Below are 22,416 nucleotides of genomic sequence, written 5' to 3'. Positions count from 1 at the left end.
AACAAGAGAACAAGTCTAGAGGGTTCTTAGCTCAGTTGGTTCAGAGCATCTGGTTTACACCCAGAGGGTCGGGGGTTCGAATCCCTCAGGACCCACAGAAAAGGAAACGAAACCTTTCAAAAAAATTCGGGTTCTTAGCTCAGTTGGTTCAGAGCATCTGGTTTACACCCAGAGGGTCGGGGGTTCGAATCCCTCAGGACCCACAAAAAATCTCTCAGATTTCTGGGAGATTTTTTTATTTTACCCCTAAGCAATTTATAAAGCTTCTCCTCCACTTTTCCTTATATTTATCTACCTTTGCCTACATCGAATAGCCGAACTTGAAGCAGCTCCACATCATATCATTCAATTATCCCTACCCTCCTTCCTATGGTGGAATCATTGATGTATATTATAAAATCAAGGCCATATCTGATATGGGAATAAAAATTCATCTTCACTGTTTCATAGATCAGATCCCTTCAACCATTGACAGAGAAATTAAAGAGATTACAGAAAATGTATTTTTTTACAAAAAGAAGAAGAATCCTCTGCTTTATTTTTCATCAACGCCTTTCGCTGCTGCGATCAGAAAATCTGAAGAACTTATTAAAAATCTGGACAGGAATAAAGCTCCCATCTTGTTTGAGGGTTTACAAACCACGCAAATTATACGGTTTTTGAGAGAGAATGACCACAAACTCTACCTCCGTTATCACAATAACGAAAAGGAGTACTATAAAGGTCTTTCCGGATCGGAGAACAACCTATTCAAAAAGATCATCTACTCCATTGAATCTTTAAAATATACAGGATATCAGAAAAAACTTTTAAAGAAATTTGACGCTGTATTCTGTCTGTCTGAGAAAGAATATCATGAAGTTGAATCCTATTCAAAGAATGCACACCTGATTCATATCTTTCACGGTAATGAATCGGTAAAGGAATTGGATCAAAAAGGAAAGTATTTTCTATTTCATGGAGATCTCACCACTGCAGACAATAAAAGAGCATTAAATGAGACTATCGGTTTATTTAAAACGCTTCCACAATATAAATTGATTGTTGCCTCCGATCGTGCCAGTGAAGATATTAAAAACAAAATCTCAGCCGTTGAAAATATCAGCCTTACTCCTATTCAAACCAGAGAGAACCTTTACCGTCTTCTGGAAGGTGCTCATGCCAATATTTTAATTTCTTACCAAAATTCAGGAACAAAAGTGAAGCTTTTCAATACGCTTTACAACAGCCGTTTCGTGATTATTAACGGGAATATTACAGATGATCCGGTTTTAACAAATTTATGCCTGTATGGCGATGATATGAGCCAAATCCGTCAGCAGATTATCATCTCGGCTGAAAAAGACTATGATGACAATGAAAAAAGAAAGAATATTTTAGAAGCAAGTCACTCTGACAAAGCTAAAGCAGAAGAAATAGTAAAGCTAATTTTTAAAAATTAACCCTGTCCACCACTTTCTGGATATTAAATTCTTCAAGACAGGCCCAGTCACCTCTGTAACATTCCTTATCTCCAAAGACAGAACATGGTCTGCAGCTCAGGTCTTTTACCTGAACAACATCTTCCTCACTTTGTCCAAATCCCAGAAATCCTGCATAAGGATGAGTAGCTCCCCAGATAGAAATACATCGGGTTCCCACAAGACTTGCGAGGTGCATATTGGCAGAATCCATAGATATCATCAGTTCCAGTCCGGCAATATAATTGAGCTCTTCCGTAAGATTTAATTTTCCGGCAAGATTTTCTGTATTAGGAATCTCTGCTTCCCATTTTTCTAGAGTTTCCGTTTCTTTTTTACCTCCTCCAAAGAAATACACCGTATGTTTCTGAGCAAGAATTCTTACCAGTTCATACGATTTCGCCAAAGGAAGCATTTTCCCTTTATGCTGGGCAAAAGGGGCAAAACCAATCCCGGATTTTTGCGCCGAAACCGGTCTTAATTGATGAGAGAGTTCAACTTTGAAGCCCATTTCACGGAAAACATCTGCATAACGTTCCACTGTTTTTTTCAGCTGTACCTTTTCCAGATTCCAGATATCTGTAAGATGTTCTTTTTCTTCCTTGCCTTTATCAATTTTAAAGACCTTGAGCCCTTTCCTCCTGTATATTCTGTCTAAAACCTTGGTTCGGATTACATCATGGAGATTGGCAATACAATCCGGATTAAATTCACGGATCAGTTCGTTACTCAGTTTTCTCAATCCGAAAAGACCTTTGTAATCATCCAGGTCAATCCCTTTAAAAGTTACATTGGAAATTCCAGTAAACAACGCCTCAAAATTTTTCCTGGAGACCATAATAATTTCCACACCGGGGTTCTGCTCCAGAAATTCTCTGAAAACAGGTACGGTCATCGCAACATCTCCGAATGCGGAAAAACGATATGCTAAAATTCTGGTCACGGTTATGATTTCAGTTGGTAAGCAACTGCATAAAACTTGATCTGCTTTGTCATCGCCATAAGTCCGTTGGCTCTGGAAGGTGAAAGAAACTCCTGTAGTCCTATTTCTCCGATAAAATCAAAATCAGAATCCAGGATTTCCTGAGTGGAATGTCCACTGTAAATACTTACTAAAAGAGAAACGATCCCTTTTGGTAGAATACCATCAGAATCTGCATTAAAGAAAAGTTTCCCGTCTTTAAATTCAGCATCAATCCAAACTTTGCTCTGGCAGCCTTTAATCAGATTTTCTTCTGTTTTCTTATCTTCAGCCAAGCCTTTCAGTTCTTTTCCAAGATCAATGATGTACTCATACTTTTGCTCCCAATCTTCAAGAAAAGCGAATTCATCTATTATTTCCTGCTGTTTTTCTTTAATGGTCATTTTAAATCAAATTTCTTTTGCAAAGATAACCAATTTTGTAAAAATTATTTACAGGATGCTTTTTCAAAAAGTTGGAGGATTTTTGTCTCTTCATTCTCCCAGCAAAATACATCTGCTGCCTTATTTAATTCGCTCTGATAATAATGTCTTCCTCTCTGAAGAACAAGATTGATTGCTTTTTCAATGGTTTCAGGCTGATGATCCGGAATAACTTCTCCTACATTAAATTGATTTTTTATCCTTTGCATTTCCGGAAAATTAATCATCACAAGCGGTACTCTCGATTGGATATAGTCACAAACCTTATTAGGAAGTGAATAATAGTAGCTTACTCCATTATTTTCTTCGAGACTGAATCCTGCATCAGCGGTTTTTGTTATTTCCCTGAGATTTTCCGGTTTCAGCTTACCCAGAAAAAAGACTTTATCCTGAAGTTTCTCCTGAATAACAAGTTCTTCGTATTCTTTTTTCTTCGGGCCGTCACCTGCAATTTTCAGAACAGCATCTTTAATATGATGCATGGCCACAATCATTTTTTCAATTCCCCTCGACTGATTAATTGCTCCCTGATACAGAATGATCTTTGGATGATTTTCAGGAATTTCCGGTGCTGAAAGAATTTTTCTCGGAATATTTCTAACCACTACCGGATTGACATTATACTGTTCATGAAACCATTCGGCATAGCTTTCACTTTCTGTCATCATCAGTTCCATATGGGGAACCAGCTTTCTTTCCAGCACTCTCCAGAATTTCTGAGAAAACCTGTTTTGAACCGATGGCATTTCCGTGAAAATTTCATGGCTGTCAAACACCAAAGGGATGTTCAGTTTTCTGGCAATGAGATAATTTGGCAGAAGTGCATCAATATCATTGGCATGGAGAATCGTATCTTTGTCCGCTTTTTTCTTCAGTTCTTTGTATAATTTCCAGTTGAATTCAAAATAAGCGGTCTTCAGGCTTTTAGACTTCAATCCTATTCTGGAAAAGGGATAAGGACGTTCCATTTTTTCATTTCCTTCCCAATCGTTACCAATCAGATCTATGGAATACCCGTTATCAAAAAGGGTTTTGCATACCTTCTCTATCCGTTGGTCAGTATACAGATTACTAAAAGCAGAAGTAATAATTTTTTTCCTCATCAATCTTTCTTGTCTAGTATTAAATAATAGATTTGAATGAAACAAATAAGCCCGTTTGGTATGATAACCGGCCAAAGCATTCCATTAAAGATACCATAAATGACAAAACAAATACAGCCAATCATGTTAACCACTCTGATTTTTTTTACATCTTTCAGTATGAAACTCAATACGATAAAAAGAGAAGCAGAATAGCCAATGTAAGTGGTAAGTTCAGGATTCATGGGGAAAATTTAAGGTTACAAACTTAATCATTTTCAATAAGATAATAAATTTTTTTCTGCCATAAAGTCATTAATTGATTTTTGGTAAAATATTTGTAATTTAGATAATGAATAAAAGGTAATGTTGCCTTTGTTCTAATGAGATATATTATGGATTATAAGTTTTCACAAGGTTTGAGCCAGGTGTTCAAACAAAGCAAAAGCGAAGCTAAAAGGCTGAAAAGTGAATTTCTTAATACAGAACATCTACTTTTAGGTATTATAAAAACGGAAAACTCTGCAAAAGAAATCCTTCAAAACCTTAATGCGGATTTAACACAAATCAGAAGAAAAATTGAAACTTTAAATACAGCAAGTCTTAATCCTATTTCTGAGGAGGTTACCAATATTTCTTTCACTAAGATGGCAGATCATGCGATCAAACGTGCAGAGTTAGAATGCCGACAGTATAAAAGCAATGAAATTAATACCGTTCACCTGCTTTTAGGTATTCTTTATAAATATGAGGACCCTACTTCAAATATTCTGGGAGCTTATGACATCGACTACGAAGGAGTTTCAAGAGAGTACCAGACTATGCTTAAAAATTCAGGCCAGTCTCCACAGATGAGTGCTTACGATGATGATGATGAGAGAGAGGAATTTGAGCAAATGAGAAAACCTACAGGAAATCTAGGTTCTGCAAAAAGTAAAACCCCTACATTGGACAACTTTGGTAGAGACCTTACTTCTTTGGCCAGAGACGGAAAACTGGACCCTGTGATCGGTCGTGAAAAAGAAATTGAGAGAGTTTCTCAGATCTTATCGCGTAGAAAGAAGAACAACCCGCTTCTTATCGGGGAGCCTGGAGTTGGTAAATCTGCGATCGCTGAAGGTTTAGCATTAAGAATTCAACAGAAAAAAGTGTCGAGAGTTCTTTACGGAAAACGTGTGATCACTTTAGACCTGGCAAGTTTAGTTGCCGGAACTAAGTACCGTGGTCAGTTTGAGGAAAGAATGAAGGCCATCATGACGGAACTGGAGAAAAACAGGGATGTCATCTTATTTATTGATGAGCTTCATACGATTGTAGGAGCTGGAAGTTCCACAGGAAGTTTAGATGCTTCCAATATGTTCAAACCGGCTTTGGCAAGAGGTGAAATTCAATGCATCGGGGCAACTACCCTGGATGAATACCGTCAGTATATTGAAAAAGACGGAGCTTTAGAAAGAAGATTCCAGAAAGTAATGGTGGAACCTACTTCTATTGATGAAACCATTCAGATTCTGAACCAGATCAAAGATAAGTATGAAGAGCATCACAATGTCATTTATACACCTGAAGCGATTGCGGCGTGTGTCAATTTGACATCAAGATATATAACAGACCGTTTCTTACCGGACAAAGCAATTGACGCAATGGACGAAGCCGGATCCCGTGTTTATATCAAAAACATGAAAGTTCCTACTGAAATTATTGATTTTGAAAAGAAAATCGAAGATATCAAAGAACTGAAACAGAAAGCGGTAAAAGCTCAGGACTATCTTGAAGCAAGAAAACTGAAAGATGAAGAGGAACGTCTTCAGATGGAACTGAATTCAGCTCAGGAAAAATGGGATAAGGATGTAAAAGAGAAAAAAGAAACCGTAACAGAAGAAAATGTAGCGGAAGTGGTTTCTATGATGAGCGGAGTTCCTGTAACGAAAGTTGGTAAGAACGAGCTTGACAAACTTGCCCAAATGGATGAGAAACTGAACGGAAAAGTAATCGGTCAGGAAGATGCTGTGAAGAAAGTTGTTAAAGCTATTCAAAGAAACAGAGCTGGTCTTAAAGATCCTAACCGCCCCATCGGTACCTTTATTTTCCTTGGAACAACCGGGGTTGGTAAAACCGAATTGGCAAAAGTAATGGCAAGAGAGCTTTTTGAATCCGATGAATCTCTGATCAGAATCGACATGAGCGAATACATGGAGAAATTTGCGGTGTCAAGATTAGTAGGTGCGCCTCCGGGATACGTAGGATACGAAGAAGGAGGTCAGCTGACAGAAGCGGTAAGAAGAAAGCCTTACGCAGTGGTTCTTTTGGATGAGATTGAAAAAGCTCACCCGGATGTATTCAATATCCTGCTACAGATTTTGGATGAAGGACACGTTACAGACAGCTTGGGAAGAAAAATTGATTTTAGAAATACCATCATTATTCTGACTTCAAACATCGGAACAAGAGATCTTAAAGACTTTGGAGACGGTGTAGGATTCGGAACTTCTGCGAAGAAAACCACTTCAGACTCAAGAGCGAGAAGTACCATTGAAAATGCCCTTAAAAAAGCATTTGCACCGGAATTCTTAAACAGAATTGATGATATTGTGATCTTCAACTCTCTTGTACAGGATGATATCAAGAAAATCATTGATATTGAACTGAATAAGCTTTATGGCAGACTTGAAAAATTAGGATATAAAGTGGATCTTACTGAAGAAGCAAAAGACTTTATTTCTGAAAAAGGATGGGATAAAGATTTCGGAGCAAGACCACTGAAACGTGCAATTCAGAAATATATTGAGGACTTATTGGCAGAAATGCTGGTAAACAAGCAATTGAGCGAAGGAGAAACCGTAATTCTTGATCTTAATGAAGCAAAAGACGGACTGATCGGGAAAACACAGAAAGCTAAGAAATCGGCTGAAAAGTCTTCTCAATCTTAATTAAATAAATAATTTAATTTCAAATAGAAAATCCCCGGGAAGTTTCCCGGGGATTTTTGTTTTGTAAGCTTTGGCTGAAGCCGGATGAATTTTGTTTTCTGACTAAACGGGTTAAAGCCCGTTCCTCTTGATAAATGAACCTTTAAAGCCCCACCACAAAACCAATAGTCGGGATCAGACCGCTGGAAAATACACTGGAATTCTGTTTCCAAAGCACATTGTACATTAACCCCAGCTGCATGAAGGAATTATTCCCGATCCGCTGCATATATCCTCCTCCAAGGTACAATGCATTTTCTTCCGTATTGTATTTATAATCGTAGTATTTATCCTTGTAATCAACAAAATAATGCTGATAGTTGGCTCCCACGTAAAATGATCTGGCAAAATAATAATTGACAAAAGGACCTACTCCAAACATAGTAGATTTATAGTAATCAGAAGTCTGCCACGAAACACTTCCTACCACACCGCCTTCAAAATCATCTGTAAACCTGTAACCTACTCTTGGTGAAGCCGACAGATTAAAGGCACTGTTGCTTCCAAATCCTAATCCAATACCTCCTCCGAAAGTCCATTTGCTGTTTTCCTGTACCGGTGCACCTACTGAAATTTGGGAAAATGCTGATCCTGAGCTTATCAGCATCATAGAAATAATAAACTTTTTCATATATACTATTTTTGTTTTTAAAGTTATGTTCTCCTCTGTTTCCGTCTGCAGAGAGACTGATAAAAGGTAATCAATATGCTATCGTTTTTATCAATGTTTAAAATTATGGTTTTTTTACGAATTTTTTAATTGTATTTTTGCCGCATCAAACTAAGAACTCCCGTTAAGAGTTTCGTAAAATTGAATACAATGAAAGTAGTAGTAGGCCTCTCTGGAGGTGTAGATTCTAGTGTTACAGCATATTTGCTGCAGCAGCAAGGCCATGACGTAGTGGCTTTATTTATGAGAAACTGGAACGATGCTTCCGTAACATTAGAAGATGAATGTCCCTGGATTGAGGACAGTAATGATGCTCTGATGGTAGCACAAAAACTTGGAATTCCTTTCCAGGTGATAGACATGAGTGAACTTTACAAGGAGCGTATCGTTGACTATATGTTTGCCGAATATGAAAAAGGCAGAACTCCCAACCCTGATGTATTGTGTAACAGAGAAGTAAAATTCGATGTGTTTATGAAGACCGCAATGTCTTTGGGCGCCGATAAGGTAGCAACAGGACATTATGCAAGGGTAAATTCTACTTTTGATGAAAACGGAAAAGAAATTTTCCATCTTCTGGCCGGAAAAGACAACAATAAGGATCAGTCTTACTTTCTTTGCCAGCTAAGCCAGGATCAGCTTTCAAAAGCGTTATTCCCAATTGGAGAACTTACAAAGCCTCAGGTAAGAGAAATTGCAAAAGAAATCGGACTGGTAACGGCAGATAAAAAAGATTCTCAGGGATTATGTTTTATCGGAAAAGTAAGTCTTCCCCAGTTTTTACAACAGCAATTGAAACCAAATGAAGGGGAAATCGTAGAAATTTTCAAAGATTCTCCTCTATTTTCGGAAGAAAAACCTGAATTCTCATCCAAAGAAGAAGAACTTGAATTTTTATCAAGAAAAATCCATTATAAAAAATCTGACGGAAAAGTAATCGCGAAACATCAGGGTGCCCAGTTTTTCACGATCGGACAAAGTAAAGGACTTGGTATAGGCGGCCATAAAGAAAGCTGTTTTATCATCTCCAGAGATATGGAAAACAACATCCTTTTCGTAGGAGAAGGAAGCCATTTCCCGGGTCTTCATAAAAAAGCTTTGAAAATAGACAATTCTGAACTGCACTGGGTGCGAGAGGATTTGAGACTTCAGAACGGAGGATCTATGGAAGTAATGGCCAGATTCAGATACAGACAGCCTTTGCAGAAAGCAACCCTGTATCAGTTTGAGGATGCTTTTTATATTGAATTTGATGAACTTCAGTCTGCTATTGCTGAAGGACAGTTTGCATCATGGTATATTGATGAGGAGCTGATCGGCAGTGGTGTTATTTCATAAGAGTTTCGGGGTACGGGATTCGGGTCATTGAGATTGTTTTTTTAAAGAAAATATTTTTTTGAAATTTTTCTGTAACGTTTTTTAAGTTATCATACTTACTGAGTAAATAACAATAAAAAATACTACTATGAAAACATCTACAAAAAACCAGTATGCTTATGTAAACAATATTCTGATTGCAGTTGTATCCGCTATTTTCGGTTATAATCTTTATCAGGCCATTGTACATCCGGAAAACTCCAATATCGCGATCAGTCTTATTTTGGTAGTCCTGACTTCCGTTATGGTTCGAAAATATGGCTATCAGCCCGCAAAAGAAGAAAAGAAAGATATTTAATATCAACAACACATAATAAAGCCCGGAACATTTTTGTTTCGGGTTTGTTTTTAATAATAAATTTTATTTTATCTTTTCATTTACATAACCTGAGATAAAAACCAATGTAACAATACCTTCTGCTATTAATATCACAACAAGAAACCCAACAGGTTTTCCCAACAAGAACCCTCTGATAAGTTTGATAATTCCCAATAATAAAATAAATCCCGCAAAATAAAGTGTTGTACTCGAAATAGCTATTTTCAAAGACTTTAGAATAAAAAGCGAAGCATAAAATCCGAGGATCAGGATGAGATAGAACCTCAGAAAGTCAGGTCCTTTAAGAATAACCGGATTAAATGTCTGATGGACTGCCATAAGCCACATAAAGCCTATCACAACCGGAACTGAATAAATGATGAGTTTTTTCATAATGATTAGTTTTATTATCCTCCGCATCCCCCACAACCACCGCAGCCTCCTCCACAACCACCTCCTCCGCTGCAGCTTGATCCGCCACAACTTCCTCCGTCATTATTTTGTTTATCTTTTCTGTTAGGGTCAGAAACCTCCTGATCTCCTATGATTGAAACGATAGTTCCCAGAATAAAAATAATCCCAAATACAACTGCAGTAACTATTAACCCTGAAAAGTTATCTCCTTCTGTACACGAAAATAAAAGCAATAACACCAATATGGGAGCAAAGAAGGCCATTTTTCTAAGCCATGATTGCAATGTTGACTTTTTCTTACGCTCTCTCCAGATTTCTTCAGGTGCTTCTTGCCGGAAAATCTGCCGATAACCTGTTAAAGTATCTTCAAACCAGTTCTGATGTTTTTCTTTTTCCGCATAACCACCTTTGGATGGATGATGATGAAGTGGCCTTTTTAAGATATGGGGACAGAATTCCTCCCAATAATTCTGCGTATAAATCAGATGCATATGCCAAACCTTGTCAACGATGTTACTGGGAGAAGCTCCGTGGGGAAGAATACAGCAGAGATACACGAACTTTTTGTATTCTTCAATTGCTTTTCTTGCGAAATCAAGACTCCAGCGTTCTTCTTTGGCGAGTTTTTTTGAGAAAGGGAACTCGACCCCGGGAGCATCCAGAGAAAACTCCTGTATCCTTTTCCAAAGGGACTCATCTAGTAATAGCATTTTTGTTTCCATTGTTTTGATTTTTGTTTTCTATTCAAATATCAATGGATTATATAATATAAAAGTCTTTCAAAAATCTTTTTTGGTTTCATAAAAATCTTAAATTAGTCTTATAAAATATATACCATGAAAAAGGAAGATATCCTGCATCTTGAAAAGCTTATGAATTTCTTAAGCCGGCAATTTTTAAAGAAAAACCATTGGGAAGATGTGACCAAAACCGAATGGTCTTATATAAGCGCTGAACTGAATGAACTGATTATCAATGATCATTCAGAAAAAGAGATTAAAAAAGAACCTGATATTCTGGGAACAAATTATCTGTATGAGCATCTGATCATCAATAAACTGAAAAAATTCAAACAGAACGAGAATGCAGTTTTAAGCAGACCCAACCTTGCTAAACTGAGTTTAATTGTCAAAGTTTTGGGATATTCCAATTACATAGATTTCATAAATTCAAATACGGAAGCATTCAATTTTAATGATCTAAGGATTGATATGAATAATACCAATATGAATACCGCTCTTTTAGACCGTTTAGTAGGGTGCTGGTATTCTTATAACAGAAATCTGCCCGATAATCCTTTGATGGCAAAAGAAGACCGCATATGGCGTTCTGCCATGGAAATTTATAAGTCGGAAACCACAGGAGAATATTTTATTGAAAGAAGCGGTGGTGATCATCACAAATACTTTGGAAAAGTAACCGCCTATTCTGATTATGTTTTCATCATCATGAACAGCAATACTTTTATTCGTCAGAGACATTTCATTTCAAGGATAAAGGATATTAAAGAAAAACTTAAGAACCCAGACTATAAACTCCACGAAATCCACTTTATAAGCACCTGCATTAGTTTCAATCAGGAGCCGATTGCTTTATTTGAAATCTTCAGAAAAGCGGACAGAAAAAACTTCATTTCTGATTCCATCAGTTTTCCCATTGACAGTGACGAAATACCTGAATCAATTGTTAAACAACTTGAAGATACCGAATCTAACAGAATAGATTACAGATAGTTAAAAAAAATAAAGATTATCGGACAAAAAATAATTCAACAATAAACATCATCATCAATCTCTATACCATGGCCCCGGAATAAGACTATTTCGGGGTTTATTGTATTTCTCTTATGCCTGGAATATATTTAAACCTTAAAAATCAATTAATTACCGCAATAATTCTCTAACTTGATGGTTCTAAATATAAACCCTTCAATCGTCTTGCTATGGAATATTATGAATTGTATGAAGTTTTGAAAAATCATTTTGATTCCGAAAAAGACAGGGCTGAACTTCAGGAACTGAATGTAAGCATTGAATCAATTCCTTTTGAATCCAAGGTATGTGATCTGCTTTATGGCTCAGAGAAACAACAGTGCAACAAACATCAGCAAACCCTAGAAATCAACAAAAATGGTTATCTCTTATACAACCAACCTGCTGTAGACATCAAAGATTTTGATATTGAATGCAATAAAAGATTTGAATATCATATCCTGAAGCGGGCAGATATAGAAACAGCCGAAGGAGCTTTGTTTTTTTTCCATGGACTGAATGAAAAGAAATGGGATAAATACCTGCCATGGGCGTATGAATTGGCCCAAAAAACACAAAAGGCCATCATACTGTTCCCTATTGCGTTTCATATGGATCGAGCAGAACCTATCTGGAGTGACCGCCGTCACATGATGGAAGTGGTTAATTTCAGGAAAAAAAAGTATCCGGAAAACATGAATTATTCCTATGTAAATGCTGCGATAAGTTCCAGACTGGAAGCGCATCCGCAAAGAATATTCTGGTCCGGGCTACAGACCTATTCTGATATTACAGAAGTGGTAAAAGATATTAAAAAGGGTAAAATAAAGGGTATTTCTACAGAAGCAGATCTGGATTTATTTGGGTATTCTATAGGATCATTTCTTGCTTTAATTATCAAAATGGCTGATCCTCATCATTATTTTACCCGATCAAAAGTATTTTGTTTTTGTGGAGGAATGACGATCGACAGGATGTTTCCTATATCCAAATACATCATGGATACTCAGGCAACAGTTAAAATGCAATCTGTTTTTACGGAACTGTTGAGCTCTGATTTTAAGTCAGATTCACGTCTGAAACATTATCAGAATGAAGCATTGCATCCACAGGAAAGCTGGTTCAAAAAAATGCTCCGCTACAATTATTTCCAGAAGGAAAGAGAGGAAAGAATTCAGGAAATCCAATCTCAGATCAAGGCTTATGTATTAGAGAAAGACAGTGTAGCTCCTCCGATAGAAGCACTCAATACGCTGCAGGGTGGCTACAGGAACATCAATGTAGATATTGAAATCAAAGATTTCCCCTTTGAATATTCCCATATGGTTCCATTTCCGCTTACCCACAAGCATTCAAAAGAAGTTACCGACGCATTCCACCAGTTTGTACAATCTGCCAGTGATTTCTATAATGCCTGATGATTAATTTTTCAGGGATAAAATAGAGAGAGAAATAGTTTAAAAATAAATAGAATAAGATCCATGGTGTTTGTTTTTAAGTTAATCTTTATCAACTGACCAACCAGTCTTTAAAATCTTTCACACGGTCTCTGCTGACCGTTATTTCTTCTTCAGGCTGAAACTCAAGGTCCACCTTATAGTAAGGCGAAGTATGGATGTTTTTGATATAATCCGAACTGATAATAAACTGTCTGTTCACCCGGAAAAACTTTTTCTCATCGAGTACATCTTCCAGCTCATCAAGTGTAAAATCTGATGGATAGGTACGGTCTTCCGTCTGAAGATAAACGATTTTATTCTCACTGAAAAAGCAGCTTATTTCCTGAGTCTGAATAATCTTAAGGTTGTATCCTATTTTCACCAGAACTCTGGAAAGCGTAGACTTTTCTTTTCGGATTAACTGTTTGATATCCTGAGAACCATTGGTATCGCTGGCAGGAATGAAGGATTTAAATTTCTCCACTGCTCCTTCCAGATCTTCATCAAGAATAGGTTTCAAAAGATAATCAATACTGTTCAGCTTAAAGGCTTTCAGGGTATATTGGTCAAATGCTGTTGTATAGATAATGAAACCTTTGGTAGGTGCTTTTTCGAAGATATCAAAAGACAGTCCGTCACCTAAAACAATATCGGAAAAGATCAGCTGCGGATGTTCATTTTCAGAAAACCAGGCAACACCTTCTTCTACTGATTCTATTTTGGCAACGATCTCTATTTCAGGAAAGTTATTCAGCATTCTCTCTAATTTCCTTGAAGCCGGTTTTTCATCTTCTATAATGACAGTTTTGATCATTGAGTTTAAGTTTTGGTTTTCAGATTTTAGGAAATAAATTTATATAAAAGTGGACAGATTTTAATAGTGTATCGTTTTTTTCTCTTTTCTGAGTTCTTTTTCAATCATATCTTTTTCCCATTCGGAATCAAAGAGAAATAGTTTTGCCGCTTTTACCAGAATAATAAATCCCCAGATTCCAAGAATAGTATATCGGTCAAACCAATGAAAGCTGATCATTTTTTCACCAAAAATATCATCAGGAATGATCAGAACGGCAAATAAGGCAAATATAAAAAGGCTTTTATAGAATTTTCTGATGTTGCGGGTTTTTGTTTGAGCAGTTTCGTAATCCATGATGGTAAGTTTTTAAATTATAATTGTTTATAGTGTTTTAATTTTCTGTTTTTCATCCTTCTCCATCAGTTCTCTGATTTTTCTTTCTTCCCAGCTTTTACCAATCCCGAATACGCTTATGGCATGAAATGCAATTCCTACTCCCCATCCCAGTGCAGGCCATAGAAACCATAAATATCCGGGAGCAGTTACAATGTTCAGTATTGCTAAAAAAGGAATAATGATACAGTAAGAGGTAAGGTTTCCATAAAATTCTTTCAGGTCTTTCACTCTTCTTGAAGCTTTTCTGTAAGCTATTGTTTCTTTGTCTGGTAAAATTTCCATAATGATTTGTTTTAAAAGGTTGGTTTGTTTTTTCTTGAATCAAAGTTAGCTCAGGAAAGTGCTACGAATCAATTTTATGTGACCGAATGGTAGATTATGCTGTCTGAACTGTAAAAACCTGTCATTAATAAATAAATGGGATCAATTTTTTGGTGCTTTTTCTGTATTCAATATATTCATCCCCAAACTGTTCTATCAGCGTCTGTTCTTCAATCTTAATCCTGTAGGCAAAGGCTAAAAAATGAGGAACAAAAGCAAAAATCAATGAAAGCCAGTTATTTAAATACAAACCAAGACCGAGAGAAGTCAGCAGAGAAAAAGCATAGGAAGGATGCCTCAGATACTTATAAAATCCTTCTTTTTTGATTTTATGATCCTGTCTGATGGTTACATCTACTGTAAAATATTTCCCTAATGACCTGATGATCATGTATCTGACAATGATCCCGATAAGGATAAAAAGTTCACCCAGATATACAATCCAAATTCCATTAACTATCGGAAAATGAGTATTGTAAAAAATAAATACTGAACTTGCAATAGAAAACGGAATAGCCAGCCATAGGATATTCAGAGTTGATTTATCCTTGTTCTTTTGATCTTCTTTGCCGGACTTCAGCATGTTCTTGTAAAGGAATTCCGTGAGAAACCAAGCAGCCATTGAAATGTAGAACAGCGTTGATAAGGTATTCATTGTAAAGAATTTTTTTAGATTAAAATTTCCTTTTTAGTGATCTTTCTGTTTATCCATCAGTTCCTTGATTTTCTTATCTTCCCATTTCCTGATAAAATTAACGTGCGGCAGAAAAACGGTCACCGCATGAGCTGCAAGCCCTATTCCCCAGAAAATTGCCGTAAAAAAGTTTTTAAACTGAAAATAGCTTTCACCAGGCTTCAGGTGCATATAATTATAGACAACGATCAGAGCATTCACAGCGATATAAGCGAATACATGTCCGTAAAATCCACGCAGTCTTTCTACCTGCCTTCTTGCCCGTTGATATTCAATATTGTTTTCGTCAAATCTTCCCATGGTGTTATTTTTTTTGTTTGTTCATAATTTCACGAATCTTCTTTTCCTGCCATGATTCTCCTACTCCAAACACCTGAAATGCATGGGAAGCAACGCCTATTCCCCATCCCAGTACGGGAAACCAGAACCAATGATTTCTGCTGCTTGTAAAAAGATTAATAAAGATTAAAAAGGCGCTTACGGTACAGTAAGAAATAAGGTTCATATAAAAACTCTTAATCTCTTTTACTCTCTTTTGTGCCCTTTGGTAAGCGGCAGAATCATCTTCAGGTTTTGATGTAGAAATATGCGGTTTAGCCATCAGCATCGGAAGTTTTACTTTAAAATAATCTTCGGATTTTTCAATGAAGACATTTCGCTCTGTAATAAGGGAATAACGCTGTACAATATTGGCAAGGCCAATTCCTGAGCTTTCTTTGATCTGCTCCCTTACCTGAAGATTATTTTCAATACAAAGGGTATTTCCGTCTGAAAAAATTCTGATGACCAAAGGTTTTGATGACGTTGCAAAATTGTGTTTGATACAATTTTCCAGCAAGAGCTGCAAAGCCAGTGGAACTACATATTTTTGATAATCCTCTTTAGCGACATCAAAAGTAAAGTCTACACTGTCTTCAAACCTTGTTTTTAAAAGTTCGCAATAAGTTCTGGCAAATTCTATTTCATCTTCCACCGTTACCAGCTCTTTATCTTTTTGTTCAAGTACATACCGGTAAATCTTTGACATTGAAGCGGTAAACTTTTGTGCCTGTCGGGGATTTTCATCAATCAGAGAGCTTAAAACATTCAGGGAATTGAAAAGAAAATGCGGATCCAGCTGGTTTTTTAAGCTTTCAAACTGGGCATTGGCGGATTTGGCGATAAGCTTCTGTTCCACCACTTCTTTTTTGGAAGTTTTCTTCAGTTCTTCCATAAAACCTTTCGCGTGCAGGAAAGCAGAAATCAGAAGGGCAATATTGATCATAAACCAATTGGTTACCCCATATTTAGAGGAAAAGAACTCTTGCGTGGTTGCTGTTTTCTGAATCACCACATAGTTCATATAATTACAGAAATACACCAGAATAAAGTTTCCGATAATAATGGAAATGATACTTAAAATAGCTCTCGTTCGGGTAGCTTCGGACCATGGAAATTTTCTGTTGAGGAATTCATTGATAAATCCGTTTCCAAATCCCAGAACAAACGAGTACATGGTGGAAAGGAGCAGCGTAATCAAAAAAGTCTGCAAAGTTTTTTCATCATTAAAAAACAAAAAGAAAAACAATGTAGTTCCCAATGATGTCCAAAGTAAGGTTGTCAAATATGTACGCTTCATGATCTGTTTTCTTGACTCAAAATTAGTTTTTATTAAAGGTATCAAAAATTAATTGTTACCGAAGGGCTGATTTTTCTTTCCGAATGGTATAAAAAAACCTTCACGAATGAAGGTCGATTGATTTGAAATACAAAGAAAACTACTTTGCTTTTTCTGCCGGTAAGCTTAGGAAATAATCGGCTTCTCCTCTTCCCCAGTTAGGATCTAAAGCTGTTTTAGGCTTATATGTTGTAAACTTGGCCTTGGCATCTTTAAATAGTTCCAATCCTTTGGTTTTACTTCCTCCGTACTGTTCGGGAGTAAAATAGACATCTTCTGCTTTGATCAATGCAATTCTTGGGTTTGCCGGGTCTAATTTTTCTGCAATATTAAGTTCCTCAGCAGCTCTTGCCCCGTCTGTCATATAACGCTGGGCAGGATTCACCATCATTCTCAGGGAATAAGACATTTTTTTCAACAGATGAATTTCCGCATTATCTGCTCCTGCAAGGTTCTGAGCCAATGAAAGACTTTTCTCTGCCTGATCTGCAATACCATCCAATTCCTGCATTTTTCCGTCCCTCATCAGGGTTCTTCCTTTTTGGATATAAGAAAATGCTGCATAGTAAGCAGGTAACCACTTTGAGCTTTCCTTGCTTCCTATTCTCTGGAAATCATTTGCAAGAGCCTGGAAATCTTCCGGGGTTTTACAGGTTTCAATTTTCGCAATTTTCTCAGACATTATTTTATCGTAATCTGCCTGTGCAAAAGCCGTTAAGCTCACGAAAGCTAAAGCAAAACTTAAAAGGTATTTTTTCATGATATTAAATTTTAAAAGTTAGTTTATTGTGTGTTCTAAGATATGTTTTTTATAAATTATTATTGATGGCATCATCTGTTTTATCTACTCCAAAGCTTATAAATGCTCCTATGAATACAAAAGTATTGACTGGCGGAACAATAGCAGAGCTTCTGGAACCATTGGCTGAAAAATTATAGCCATATACATTCTTTGATCCTAAAATATTGCTGATGCTCAATACAAATACAGGAAAGGCTTTCGCATCTTTTTTACCGATATTCGGAAGATAATTGACACTGAAATTCAACGCGTTGTAATCCTTAAGTGTTCCTTCATTCCGGATAAAATTTACAGTTTTTCCATCTTTAAATGTGGAGGCAATGTCATAATAAGGCCGTCCTTTGGCGTAAGTATATGATAAATTGACCCCAAGCTTCCATTCCGGAATAAATCTTTTTGCAACGGCTGAAAGGGTATGTTCTGCTGCAAAACTCGGCTGCAGGCTTACCGGATAATTCAGGAAATCCCTTTTTGAATCCAGATAAGAGTAGCTGATCCAATAATCGATATTTTCAAATGTCTTTTTATTATCTCTCCAGAAAAACTCCAGTCCTTTTGCATATCCGTAGCCATCATTGTTTAAAGCGGTCTGAATCTGCTGATTTTGCTCTTTGTCCTGGGTAATATTGAACGTCTTAATCAACTGGTCATATTTCTTGTAAAATGCCTCAAAACGTAAAGTTCTGCCTTCTGAAGCTCTCTGAACCTGGAAAATATAATGCTGTGATTTCTGAAAACCAAGATTGGCAGGTCCATTGATGTATTTACTTTCCGGATTCTGATAAAAAATCCCGTAAGCTAATGAAGTGGTCCAGTCTTTTGCAAGACGGTAGGCAATCGCAAAACGAGGCGCAATATTATCCTTTCCTAAAAAAGAAGAATGCTCTGCTCTCACCCCTATTTTTGCTGACAATGCATTGCTGAAGCCAAGGTCTGTTTCCACAAAAGCAGAAGAGATCAGGTCTTTATAATGTTTCTGTACAGCTTCAAAATTCAGGTTTTCATCGGTATTATTCAGTTCAATTCCTCCTCTTACGGCACTGATTCTGTTTATCTTTCTTTCAAGAACTGCTTTGAAGTTCACATAGTTTCCATCAGTGAGAAGCTGGCTTCTGTTGGATTCAACATCATTGGTTTCTGTAGAAAAATGAAGATCCGATCTGTTGTAGGAATAAGAACCGCCCACATTAAGCAGATATTTTCCGAATTTTTGTTTAAAAGAAAGGTTGTGAAATGTATTTTTACCCTTAAGCTTTACCAGACTGAAATCGGATCCGGGTTCAAGGCTTTCCGACTTTACTCCCATTTTATTGGAATTGAACATTCCGTAATATTTGAAAAAGCCTCCTGATTTTGTTTTAAATCTGAAATTCAGATCTCCGTTGAGACCTTGCGGAGCTTCAACAAAATCTGTATTAAAATTAAAAACTTTCTGCATCAGGCTTAGCAGAGAATATCCTGCCGTAGCTCCGTAAGAATAGTTTTTATTATCTCCTAACTTCTGAAATCCGGCATTCAGGAAAATGGGTGAAATCCCAACATTATAAGAAGTTTCTTCCGGAAGATCCACACTTTCCAGCATTAAAGCTCCCGAAAGGGCCTGGCCGTACAACGCCGAATAACCACCACTTGAGAAGATATTTCCTTTAAAAAGTGAAGTATTGAACTGATCTCTTCCCGCAATTCCCGGAACTGAATTGGAAAAATAATTATTGATAAGACTTCCGTCCATAAAGATTTTAGACTCGGTTCCTGTACCTCCACGGATAAATAGCCCTTCTGTTCCACCTACTTTCTGTACTCCCGGGAGATAAGTCAATGCTGAAGAAATCTGTCCGTCTGCTCCTGCTGTGGTATAAATATCAATGGGAGTGAGTAATGCTGTTGCTCTTTTCTTATCGCTGGCTTCAATAGATCCTGCAGAAACCACCACTGCATCAATCTCACTGATCTGTTCTTTAAGATCAATATTCAAGGTAATATCCTGACTTTCAATAGAAACTGAGCTTTCCACATTTTCATATTTCGGGTGGGTAAAAGTAATTGTATGAGCTCCTTTTTCTGAAGTTTCAAAGGTAAAATTACCCTGGGCATCTGTTGTAGCCCCATCATAGGTGTCTTTCAGTGTTACATTTACTTCGGCGACTCCTTTGTTTTTGAAGGATACTTTCCCCGATATTTTCACCTGGGAATATCCCATAATGGAAGTGAGAAGAAGAATCAGAAATAGGATGTTTTGTCCTTGTGTTTTCATTTTTATTGTTTTCTGGAATCAAAAATAGCATGAGAAATACCTTTCTGTAAAAAATTTATTACTGAAAGGCATTCTTTTGCTACCGAATGGTAATTAATGAACCGGAATGCAAAAATCCACGATCATTTTTCCTTCCGGATGTTCTTTAAAATTGGAATGATAGATTTCATAAGGGAAGGTTCTTCTCATGGTGTAATTGTTTTCATTCATCCATAAGAACAAAGAAACCCAACATTGTTCAAAATCATCCAATGTCACCTCTCCGCTCCCTACAATGTACTTTCCGCCCTCTAATGTTTCTGAAAATATTTCTCCCTCCTGTTGCTGAAGTTTTTCATCCAAAAGCATACAGGCGTGAATCCTGACTTTATCGAGAGGTGTGATTTTACAGCTGTCATGATATACAGAAATCATTTTAAGATTTTGCCGCGGAAACAGGTTTTTCTTTTTTGCCCAGTCTATTAAAATGTTGAAAGAAGATTCTACATTAGCCATTCCAAGACTCATAACAGAGGCCAGATTCATTTCCGGCATTTCTTTTACTTCGATTTTTAAATTCATTTTAGTCCAGTTTAACAGGTTTTCGATATTGCAAATGTATTGGCTGAAAACCGTATCAACTTGTCCGTTCTTGCTTTGTATTTGTAAAATCCTGTGAAATTTTTCCGGAGCCGATCTGCGAAACTCAGTGGGTGCGAGACCGTAATATTTTTTGAATGTTTTACAGAAAACTGAATGATTGGAGAAACCAAGATCCCAATAGATCTCCTTGATCTCCATATTTTTATGAACCGCCAGATGAAGAGCACTTTTCTCTATTTTCTTTCTGATGATATAGTTCTGAAGGGTTTCTCCTGTAACCAGCTTGAAAATTCTGTGAAAATGAAACGGAGAATAAGCGCTTACCTCTGAAACTTTCTCCAGAGAAAGATCTGCATCAATATGGTTATCAATATATTGAATTGTTTTTACAATCCGTTTTTTATACTCTTCCACTTCAAAATTATTAGTTTACAAAGATATTTTTCCGGAATGAAAGTCTGTTGTCTTTTATTGCTATTGTCTGGAGGTCATTTCGCTTTTTTGTCACGAGATATCTTCTTCAAAACGTTTAAATAAAAGAACATCTTCTTTAATTTTCTGATCTGAAGATGCAATATACCCCTGATAATCTTCATGAATAAAAATTTCTCTGGTAAAGAACTTTTCTTCTTCAATCCTGCATTCGTTATTGACCACTTCAAAAGAATCCAGCGGAAGCATCATCCCTGCTCCATGAGCCTTTATTACAGCTTCCTTTCTTGCCCAATAAGTGAAGAATTCTTTCGTTTTATCCTCAGCATCATGAATTTCCTGAAGCTCTCTGGCCGTCATCTGAAATATAAAATCCTGATAATTGATCTTCGGATCTCTGAATTCAACATCTATTCCCAAAGGATATTCTGCAATAGCACAGACCGCAAGCTCTTTGGAATGCGATATATTAAAATGAAGATGATGGTCTTTTAAGTAAGGCTTTTTATTGGGAAGAACATCTGTTTTTACATCAGAAATATTATAATACGTTTTTAAACCATATTGTAAAAGCACCTTTCCCAGTAAAGAAAGCTGCACATCCTGCCATCTTCTGTATCGCAGGATATTCTGATTAACCTCCTGAGAAAAAGCAGGCAGGTATCGGTCTAAACGTGACTGATGTTTTTCTTCGCTAATGAATGTATACAGAATAATCATTTTTCTTTTCTTTCTCCAAGGATCAGATTATACACTGCTTCCCAGCTACTAAAATAAGCTTTTTTCTACCTCGTTTTAAATCAGTAAGCCTCAGAGCTAAGTTTCGGAATTTAAGGTTACAACAGCCTGTATTAAAGCAATCATTTAAACTAAGTTTTTCAAAAAAGAGTGAGATCATAAAGCGCTTTGGAAAATCTTTTTTAAATTTATCGTAAAATCACTATAAATCATTTAACAAATGAAAGTACAAACATTAGCATTATTGGCGGGATTTGCAGTTTTTGCCGTTTCATGCGGAACCACAAAAACCTATTCTGTAAATGCCAAAAGCGGAACACAGACAGGAGGAACAGCGAAGTTTACTCAAAATGGAAATGAAGTAACAATGAAGCTGGATATTACCAACCTTACTCCTGGAATCCATGCGGTACACATTCATGAAAAAGGAGACTGCTCTGCTGCAGACGGAACTTCTACTGGCGGCCACTGGAATCCTTCGAAGAATGATCATGGTAAATGGGGTGCTGAACATTTCCATATGGGAGATATAGGAAACCTGGTTGCTGATCAGAACGGAACAGCAACATTGACTTTCAAGACAGACAAATGGTGTCTGGGCTGTACAGATGAGTCTAAAAACATCATTGGAAAAGGTCTTATTGTACATGCCGCTGCAGATGACTTCCATACTCAGCCTACCGGAAATGCAGGAGGAAGAGTGGGATGTGTAGAAATTAAGTAATCTACTTTTGACTAGTCCTGAAAAACTGATACAGATTATAGTACAAAAATAAATAATTAAACCAGAGTAATTTTACTATTGCTTTGGTTTTTGTTTTTATAGGTTTTCATTTTAATTTGTGATTGGTTATGCATT

The 22,416-nt window shown here is 36.7% G+C and carries 24 protein-coding genes and 2 tRNA genes; 9 read left to right on the top strand and 17 right to left on the bottom strand.

What is annotated here, in order from left to right:
* Window positions 1–20: 20 nt before the first annotated feature.
* The 3 genes from ACLI50_RS14540 (at window position 21) to ACLI50_RS14530 (ending at window position 1,442) form a co-directional block, all read left to right on the top strand.
* A tRNA-Val gene (locus ACLI50_RS14540) sits at window positions 21–95 on the top strand.
* A gap of 33 nt (window positions 96–128) precedes the next feature.
* Window positions 129–203 (top strand) — tRNA-Val (locus ACLI50_RS14535).
* Between the two features lie 117 nt (window positions 204–320).
* Entirely contained in the window at window positions 321–1,442 is a 1,122-nt protein-coding gene (locus ACLI50_RS14530) for a hypothetical protein (RefSeq protein ID WP_343643502.1), read from the top strand.
* On the opposite strand, the gene ACLI50_RS14525 is transcribed toward ACLI50_RS14530, so the two are convergent.
* Genes ACLI50_RS14525 through ACLI50_RS14510 form a run of 4 tightly spaced genes read right to left on the bottom strand, consistent with a single transcriptional unit; the run spans window position 1,432 to window position 4,191 of the window.
* The gene (locus ACLI50_RS14525) at window positions 1,432–2,355 is read right to left on the bottom strand and encodes a glycosyltransferase family 9 protein (protein ID WP_202844224.1); all 924 of its coding nucleotides are present in this window, start codon (window positions 2,353–2,355) and stop codon (window positions 1,432–1,434) included. The two genes, ACLI50_RS14530 and ACLI50_RS14525, sit on opposite strands and share 11 nt — an antisense overlap.
* Before the next feature lie 50 nt (window positions 2,356–2,405).
* Window positions 2,406–2,825, bottom strand: a complete 420-nt coding sequence (locus tag ACLI50_RS14520) for a SufE family protein (protein ID WP_062672886.1) — start codon at window positions 2,823–2,825, stop codon at window positions 2,406–2,408.
* Window positions 2,826–2,869: 44 nt separating this feature from the next.
* The gene (locus tag ACLI50_RS14515; RefSeq protein ID WP_202842108.1) at window positions 2,870–3,967 is read right to left on the bottom strand and encodes a glycosyltransferase; all 1,098 of its coding nucleotides are present in this window, start codon (window positions 3,965–3,967) and stop codon (window positions 2,870–2,872) included.
* A complete protein-coding gene (locus tag ACLI50_RS14510) occupies window positions 3,967–4,191 on the bottom strand; it encodes a uroporphyrinogen decarboxylase (RefSeq protein WP_110008987.1) in 225 nt (74 codons plus the stop codon). Before ACLI50_RS14510 ends, ACLI50_RS14515 begins: the two co-directional genes overlap by 1 nt.
* 150 nt (window positions 4,192–4,341) lie before the next feature.
* Here ACLI50_RS14510 and ACLI50_RS14505 point away from each other — a divergent pair, with 150 nt between their 5' ends.
* Window positions 4,342–6,876, top strand: a complete 2,535-nt coding sequence (locus tag ACLI50_RS14505; protein ID WP_202842110.1) for an ATP-dependent Clp protease ATP-binding subunit — start codon at window positions 4,342–4,344, stop codon at window positions 6,874–6,876.
* A 142-nt stretch (window positions 6,877–7,018) separates the two neighbouring features.
* Here ACLI50_RS14505 and ACLI50_RS14500 read toward each other — a convergent pair whose 3' ends face one another.
* Entirely contained in the window at window positions 7,019–7,546 is a 528-nt protein-coding gene (locus ACLI50_RS14500; RefSeq protein ID WP_202842112.1) for a hypothetical protein, read from the bottom strand.
* A gap of 189 nt (window positions 7,547–7,735) precedes the next feature.
* On the opposite strand from ACLI50_RS14500, the gene mnmA reads away from it, so the two are divergent.
* Complete coding sequence (gene mnmA, locus ACLI50_RS14495; RefSeq protein WP_411414100.1) at window positions 7,736–8,923, top strand: tRNA 2-thiouridine(34) synthase MnmA; 1,188 nt, start codon at window positions 7,736–7,738, stop codon at window positions 8,921–8,923.
* Window positions 8,924–9,050: 127 nt separating this feature from the next.
* A complete protein-coding gene (locus tag ACLI50_RS14490) occupies window positions 9,051–9,260 on the top strand; it encodes a hypothetical protein (protein ID WP_411414099.1) in 210 nt (69 codons plus the stop codon).
* A gap of 63 nt (window positions 9,261–9,323) precedes the next feature.
* Here the strand turns inward: ACLI50_RS14490 and ACLI50_RS14485 are convergent, their stop codons facing one another.
* A complete protein-coding gene (locus ACLI50_RS14485; RefSeq protein ID WP_411414098.1) occupies window positions 9,324–9,674 on the bottom strand; it encodes a hypothetical protein in 351 nt (116 codons plus the stop codon).
* A 14-nt stretch (window positions 9,675–9,688) separates the two neighbouring features.
* The gene (locus ACLI50_RS14480; RefSeq protein ID WP_411414097.1) at window positions 9,689–10,417 is read right to left on the bottom strand and encodes a glycine-rich domain-containing protein; all 729 of its coding nucleotides are present in this window, start codon (window positions 10,415–10,417) and stop codon (window positions 9,689–9,691) included.
* 114 nt (window positions 10,418–10,531) lie between these two features.
* Here ACLI50_RS14480 and ACLI50_RS14475 point away from each other — a divergent pair, with 114 nt between their 5' ends.
* Complete coding sequence (locus ACLI50_RS14475) at window positions 10,532–11,428, top strand: hypothetical protein (protein WP_343643828.1); 897 nt, start codon at window positions 10,532–10,534, stop codon at window positions 11,426–11,428.
* Window positions 11,429–11,637: 209 nt separating this feature from the next.
* Window positions 11,638–12,864 carry a DUF6051 family protein gene (locus tag ACLI50_RS14470; RefSeq protein WP_343643829.1) on the top strand — a complete coding sequence of 409 codons (1,227 nt, stop codon included), beginning with the start codon at window positions 11,638–11,640 and terminating at the stop codon, window positions 12,862–12,864.
* A gap of 91 nt (window positions 12,865–12,955) precedes the next feature.
* Here ACLI50_RS14470 and ACLI50_RS14465 read toward each other — a convergent pair whose 3' ends face one another.
* The 10 genes from ACLI50_RS14465 to ACLI50_RS14420 all read right to left on the bottom strand — a co-directional run bounded on the left by ACLI50_RS14465 (window position 12,956) and on the right by ACLI50_RS14420 (window position 21,539).
* Complete coding sequence (locus ACLI50_RS14465; RefSeq protein ID WP_082798753.1) at window positions 12,956–13,699, bottom strand: LytR/AlgR family response regulator transcription factor; 744 nt, start codon at window positions 13,697–13,699, stop codon at window positions 12,956–12,958.
* A 60-nt stretch (window positions 13,700–13,759) separates the two neighbouring features.
* Entirely contained in the window at window positions 13,760–14,035 is a 276-nt protein-coding gene (locus ACLI50_RS14460; protein ID WP_227941314.1) for a 2TM domain-containing protein, read from the bottom strand.
* A 27-nt stretch (window positions 14,036–14,062) separates the two neighbouring features.
* Complete coding sequence (locus ACLI50_RS14455) at window positions 14,063–14,359, bottom strand: 2TM domain-containing protein (RefSeq protein WP_202842121.1); 297 nt, start codon at window positions 14,357–14,359, stop codon at window positions 14,063–14,065.
* Window positions 14,360–14,483: 124 nt separating this feature from the next.
* On the bottom strand, window positions 14,484–15,053 hold the full coding sequence (locus tag ACLI50_RS14450) for a methyltransferase family protein (protein WP_411414096.1): 570 nt from the start codon (window positions 15,051–15,053) through the stop codon (window positions 14,484–14,486).
* A 33-nt stretch (window positions 15,054–15,086) separates the two neighbouring features.
* A complete protein-coding gene (locus ACLI50_RS14445; protein WP_411414095.1) occupies window positions 15,087–15,392 on the bottom strand; it encodes a 2TM domain-containing protein in 306 nt (101 codons plus the stop codon).
* A 4-nt stretch (window positions 15,393–15,396) separates the two neighbouring features.
* Window positions 15,397–16,710: a 2TM domain-containing protein gene (locus ACLI50_RS14440; RefSeq protein ID WP_411414094.1), complete on the bottom strand. Its 1,314-nt coding sequence runs from the start codon at window positions 16,708–16,710 to the stop codon at window positions 15,397–15,399.
* Window positions 16,711–16,849: 139 nt separating this feature from the next.
* Window positions 16,850–17,509 carry a hypothetical protein gene (locus ACLI50_RS14435; protein ID WP_411414093.1) on the bottom strand — a complete coding sequence of 220 codons (660 nt, stop codon included), beginning with the start codon at window positions 17,507–17,509 and terminating at the stop codon, window positions 16,850–16,852.
* A 49-nt stretch (window positions 17,510–17,558) separates the two neighbouring features.
* Window positions 17,559–19,805, bottom strand: a complete 2,247-nt coding sequence (locus ACLI50_RS14430) for a TonB-dependent receptor (protein ID WP_411414092.1) — start codon at window positions 19,803–19,805, stop codon at window positions 17,559–17,561.
* 93 nt (window positions 19,806–19,898) lie between these two features.
* Window positions 19,899–20,801 carry an AraC family transcriptional regulator gene (locus tag ACLI50_RS14425; RefSeq protein WP_343643834.1) on the bottom strand — a complete coding sequence of 301 codons (903 nt, stop codon included), beginning with the start codon at window positions 20,799–20,801 and terminating at the stop codon, window positions 19,899–19,901.
* Window positions 20,802–20,891: 90 nt separating this feature from the next.
* Window positions 20,892–21,539: a 4'-phosphopantetheinyl transferase family protein gene (locus tag ACLI50_RS14420; RefSeq protein ID WP_343643835.1), complete on the bottom strand. Its 648-nt coding sequence runs from the start codon at window positions 21,537–21,539 to the stop codon at window positions 20,892–20,894.
* Between the two features lie 238 nt (window positions 21,540–21,777).
* Between ACLI50_RS14420 and ACLI50_RS14415 the strand changes: the two genes are divergently transcribed.
* Window positions 21,778–22,281: a superoxide dismutase family protein gene (locus ACLI50_RS14415; protein WP_062672846.1), complete on the top strand. Its 504-nt coding sequence runs from the start codon at window positions 21,778–21,780 to the stop codon at window positions 22,279–22,281.
* Window positions 22,282–22,416 lie beyond the last annotated feature (135 nt).

It is taken from the genome of Chryseobacterium cupriresistens, assembly GCF_046614675.1.
GTDB classification, from domain to species: domain Bacteria; phylum Bacteroidota; class Bacteroidia; order Flavobacteriales; family Weeksellaceae; genus Chryseobacterium; species Chryseobacterium cupriresistens.
Note: the sequence above shows the minus strand (reverse complement) of the source record. Positions and strands in the feature narration are given on the sequence as shown.

Excerpts from the sequence above, each read along its gene's own strand:
- ACLI50_RS14525 (WP_202844224.1), bottom strand. The coding sequence starts at position 2,355 with ATGACCGTACCTGTTTTCAGAGAATTTCTGGAGCAGAACCCCGGTGTG.
- ACLI50_RS14520 (WP_062672886.1), bottom strand. The coding sequence starts at position 2,825 with ATGACCATTAAAGAAAAACAGCAGGAAATAATAGATGAATTCGCTTTT.
- ACLI50_RS14515 (WP_202842108.1), bottom strand. The coding sequence starts at position 3,967 with ATGAGGAAAAAAATTATTACTTCTGCTTTTAGTAATCTGTATACTGAC.
- ACLI50_RS14510 (WP_110008987.1), bottom strand. The coding sequence starts at position 4,191 with ATGAATCCTGAACTTACCACTTACATTGGCTATTCTGCTTCTCTTTTT.
- ACLI50_RS14505 (WP_202842110.1), top strand. The coding sequence starts at position 4,342 with ATGGATTATAAGTTTTCACAAGGTTTGAGCCAGGTGTTCAAACAAAGC.
- ACLI50_RS14500 (WP_202842112.1), bottom strand. The coding sequence starts at position 7,546 with ATGAAAAAGTTTATTATTTCTATGATGCTGATAAGCTCAGGATCAGCA.
- mnmA (WP_411414100.1), top strand. The coding sequence starts at position 7,736 with ATGAAAGTAGTAGTAGGCCTCTCTGGAGGTGTAGATTCTAGTGTTACA.
- ACLI50_RS14490 (WP_411414099.1), top strand. The coding sequence starts at position 9,051 with ATGAAAACATCTACAAAAAACCAGTATGCTTATGTAAACAATATTCTG.
- ACLI50_RS14485 (WP_411414098.1), bottom strand. The coding sequence starts at position 9,674 with ATGAAAAAACTCATCATTTATTCAGTTCCGGTTGTGATAGGCTTTATG.
- ACLI50_RS14480 (WP_411414097.1), bottom strand. The coding sequence starts at position 10,417 with ATGGAAACAAAAATGCTATTACTAGATGAGTCCCTTTGGAAAAGGATA.
- ACLI50_RS14475 (WP_343643828.1), top strand. The coding sequence starts at position 10,532 with ATGAAAAAGGAAGATATCCTGCATCTTGAAAAGCTTATGAATTTCTTA.
- ACLI50_RS14470 (WP_343643829.1), top strand. The coding sequence starts at position 11,638 with ATGGAATATTATGAATTGTATGAAGTTTTGAAAAATCATTTTGATTCC.
- ACLI50_RS14465 (WP_082798753.1), bottom strand. The coding sequence starts at position 13,699 with ATGATCAAAACTGTCATTATAGAAGATGAAAAACCGGCTTCAAGGAAA.
- ACLI50_RS14460 (WP_227941314.1), bottom strand. The coding sequence starts at position 14,035 with ATGGATTACGAAACTGCTCAAACAAAAACCCGCAACATCAGAAAATTC.
- ACLI50_RS14455 (WP_202842121.1), bottom strand. The coding sequence starts at position 14,359 with ATGGAAATTTTACCAGACAAAGAAACAATAGCTTACAGAAAAGCTTCA.
- ACLI50_RS14450 (WP_411414096.1), bottom strand. The coding sequence starts at position 15,053 with ATGAATACCTTATCAACGCTGTTCTACATTTCAATGGCTGCTTGGTTT.
- ACLI50_RS14445 (WP_411414095.1), bottom strand. The coding sequence starts at position 15,392 with ATGGGAAGATTTGACGAAAACAATATTGAATATCAACGGGCAAGAAGG.
- ACLI50_RS14440 (WP_411414094.1), bottom strand. The coding sequence starts at position 16,710 with ATGAAGCGTACATATTTGACAACCTTACTTTGGACATCATTGGGAACT.
- ACLI50_RS14435 (WP_411414093.1), bottom strand. The coding sequence starts at position 17,509 with ATGAAAAAATACCTTTTAAGTTTTGCTTTAGCTTTCGTGAGCTTAACG.
- ACLI50_RS14430 (WP_411414092.1), bottom strand. The coding sequence starts at position 19,805 with ATGAAAACACAAGGACAAAACATCCTATTTCTGATTCTTCTTCTCACT.
- ACLI50_RS14420 (WP_343643835.1), bottom strand. The coding sequence starts at position 21,539 with ATGATTATTCTGTATACATTCATTAGCGAAGAAAAACATCAGTCACGT.
- ACLI50_RS14415 (WP_062672846.1), top strand. The coding sequence starts at position 21,778 with ATGAAAGTACAAACATTAGCATTATTGGCGGGATTTGCAGTTTTTGCC.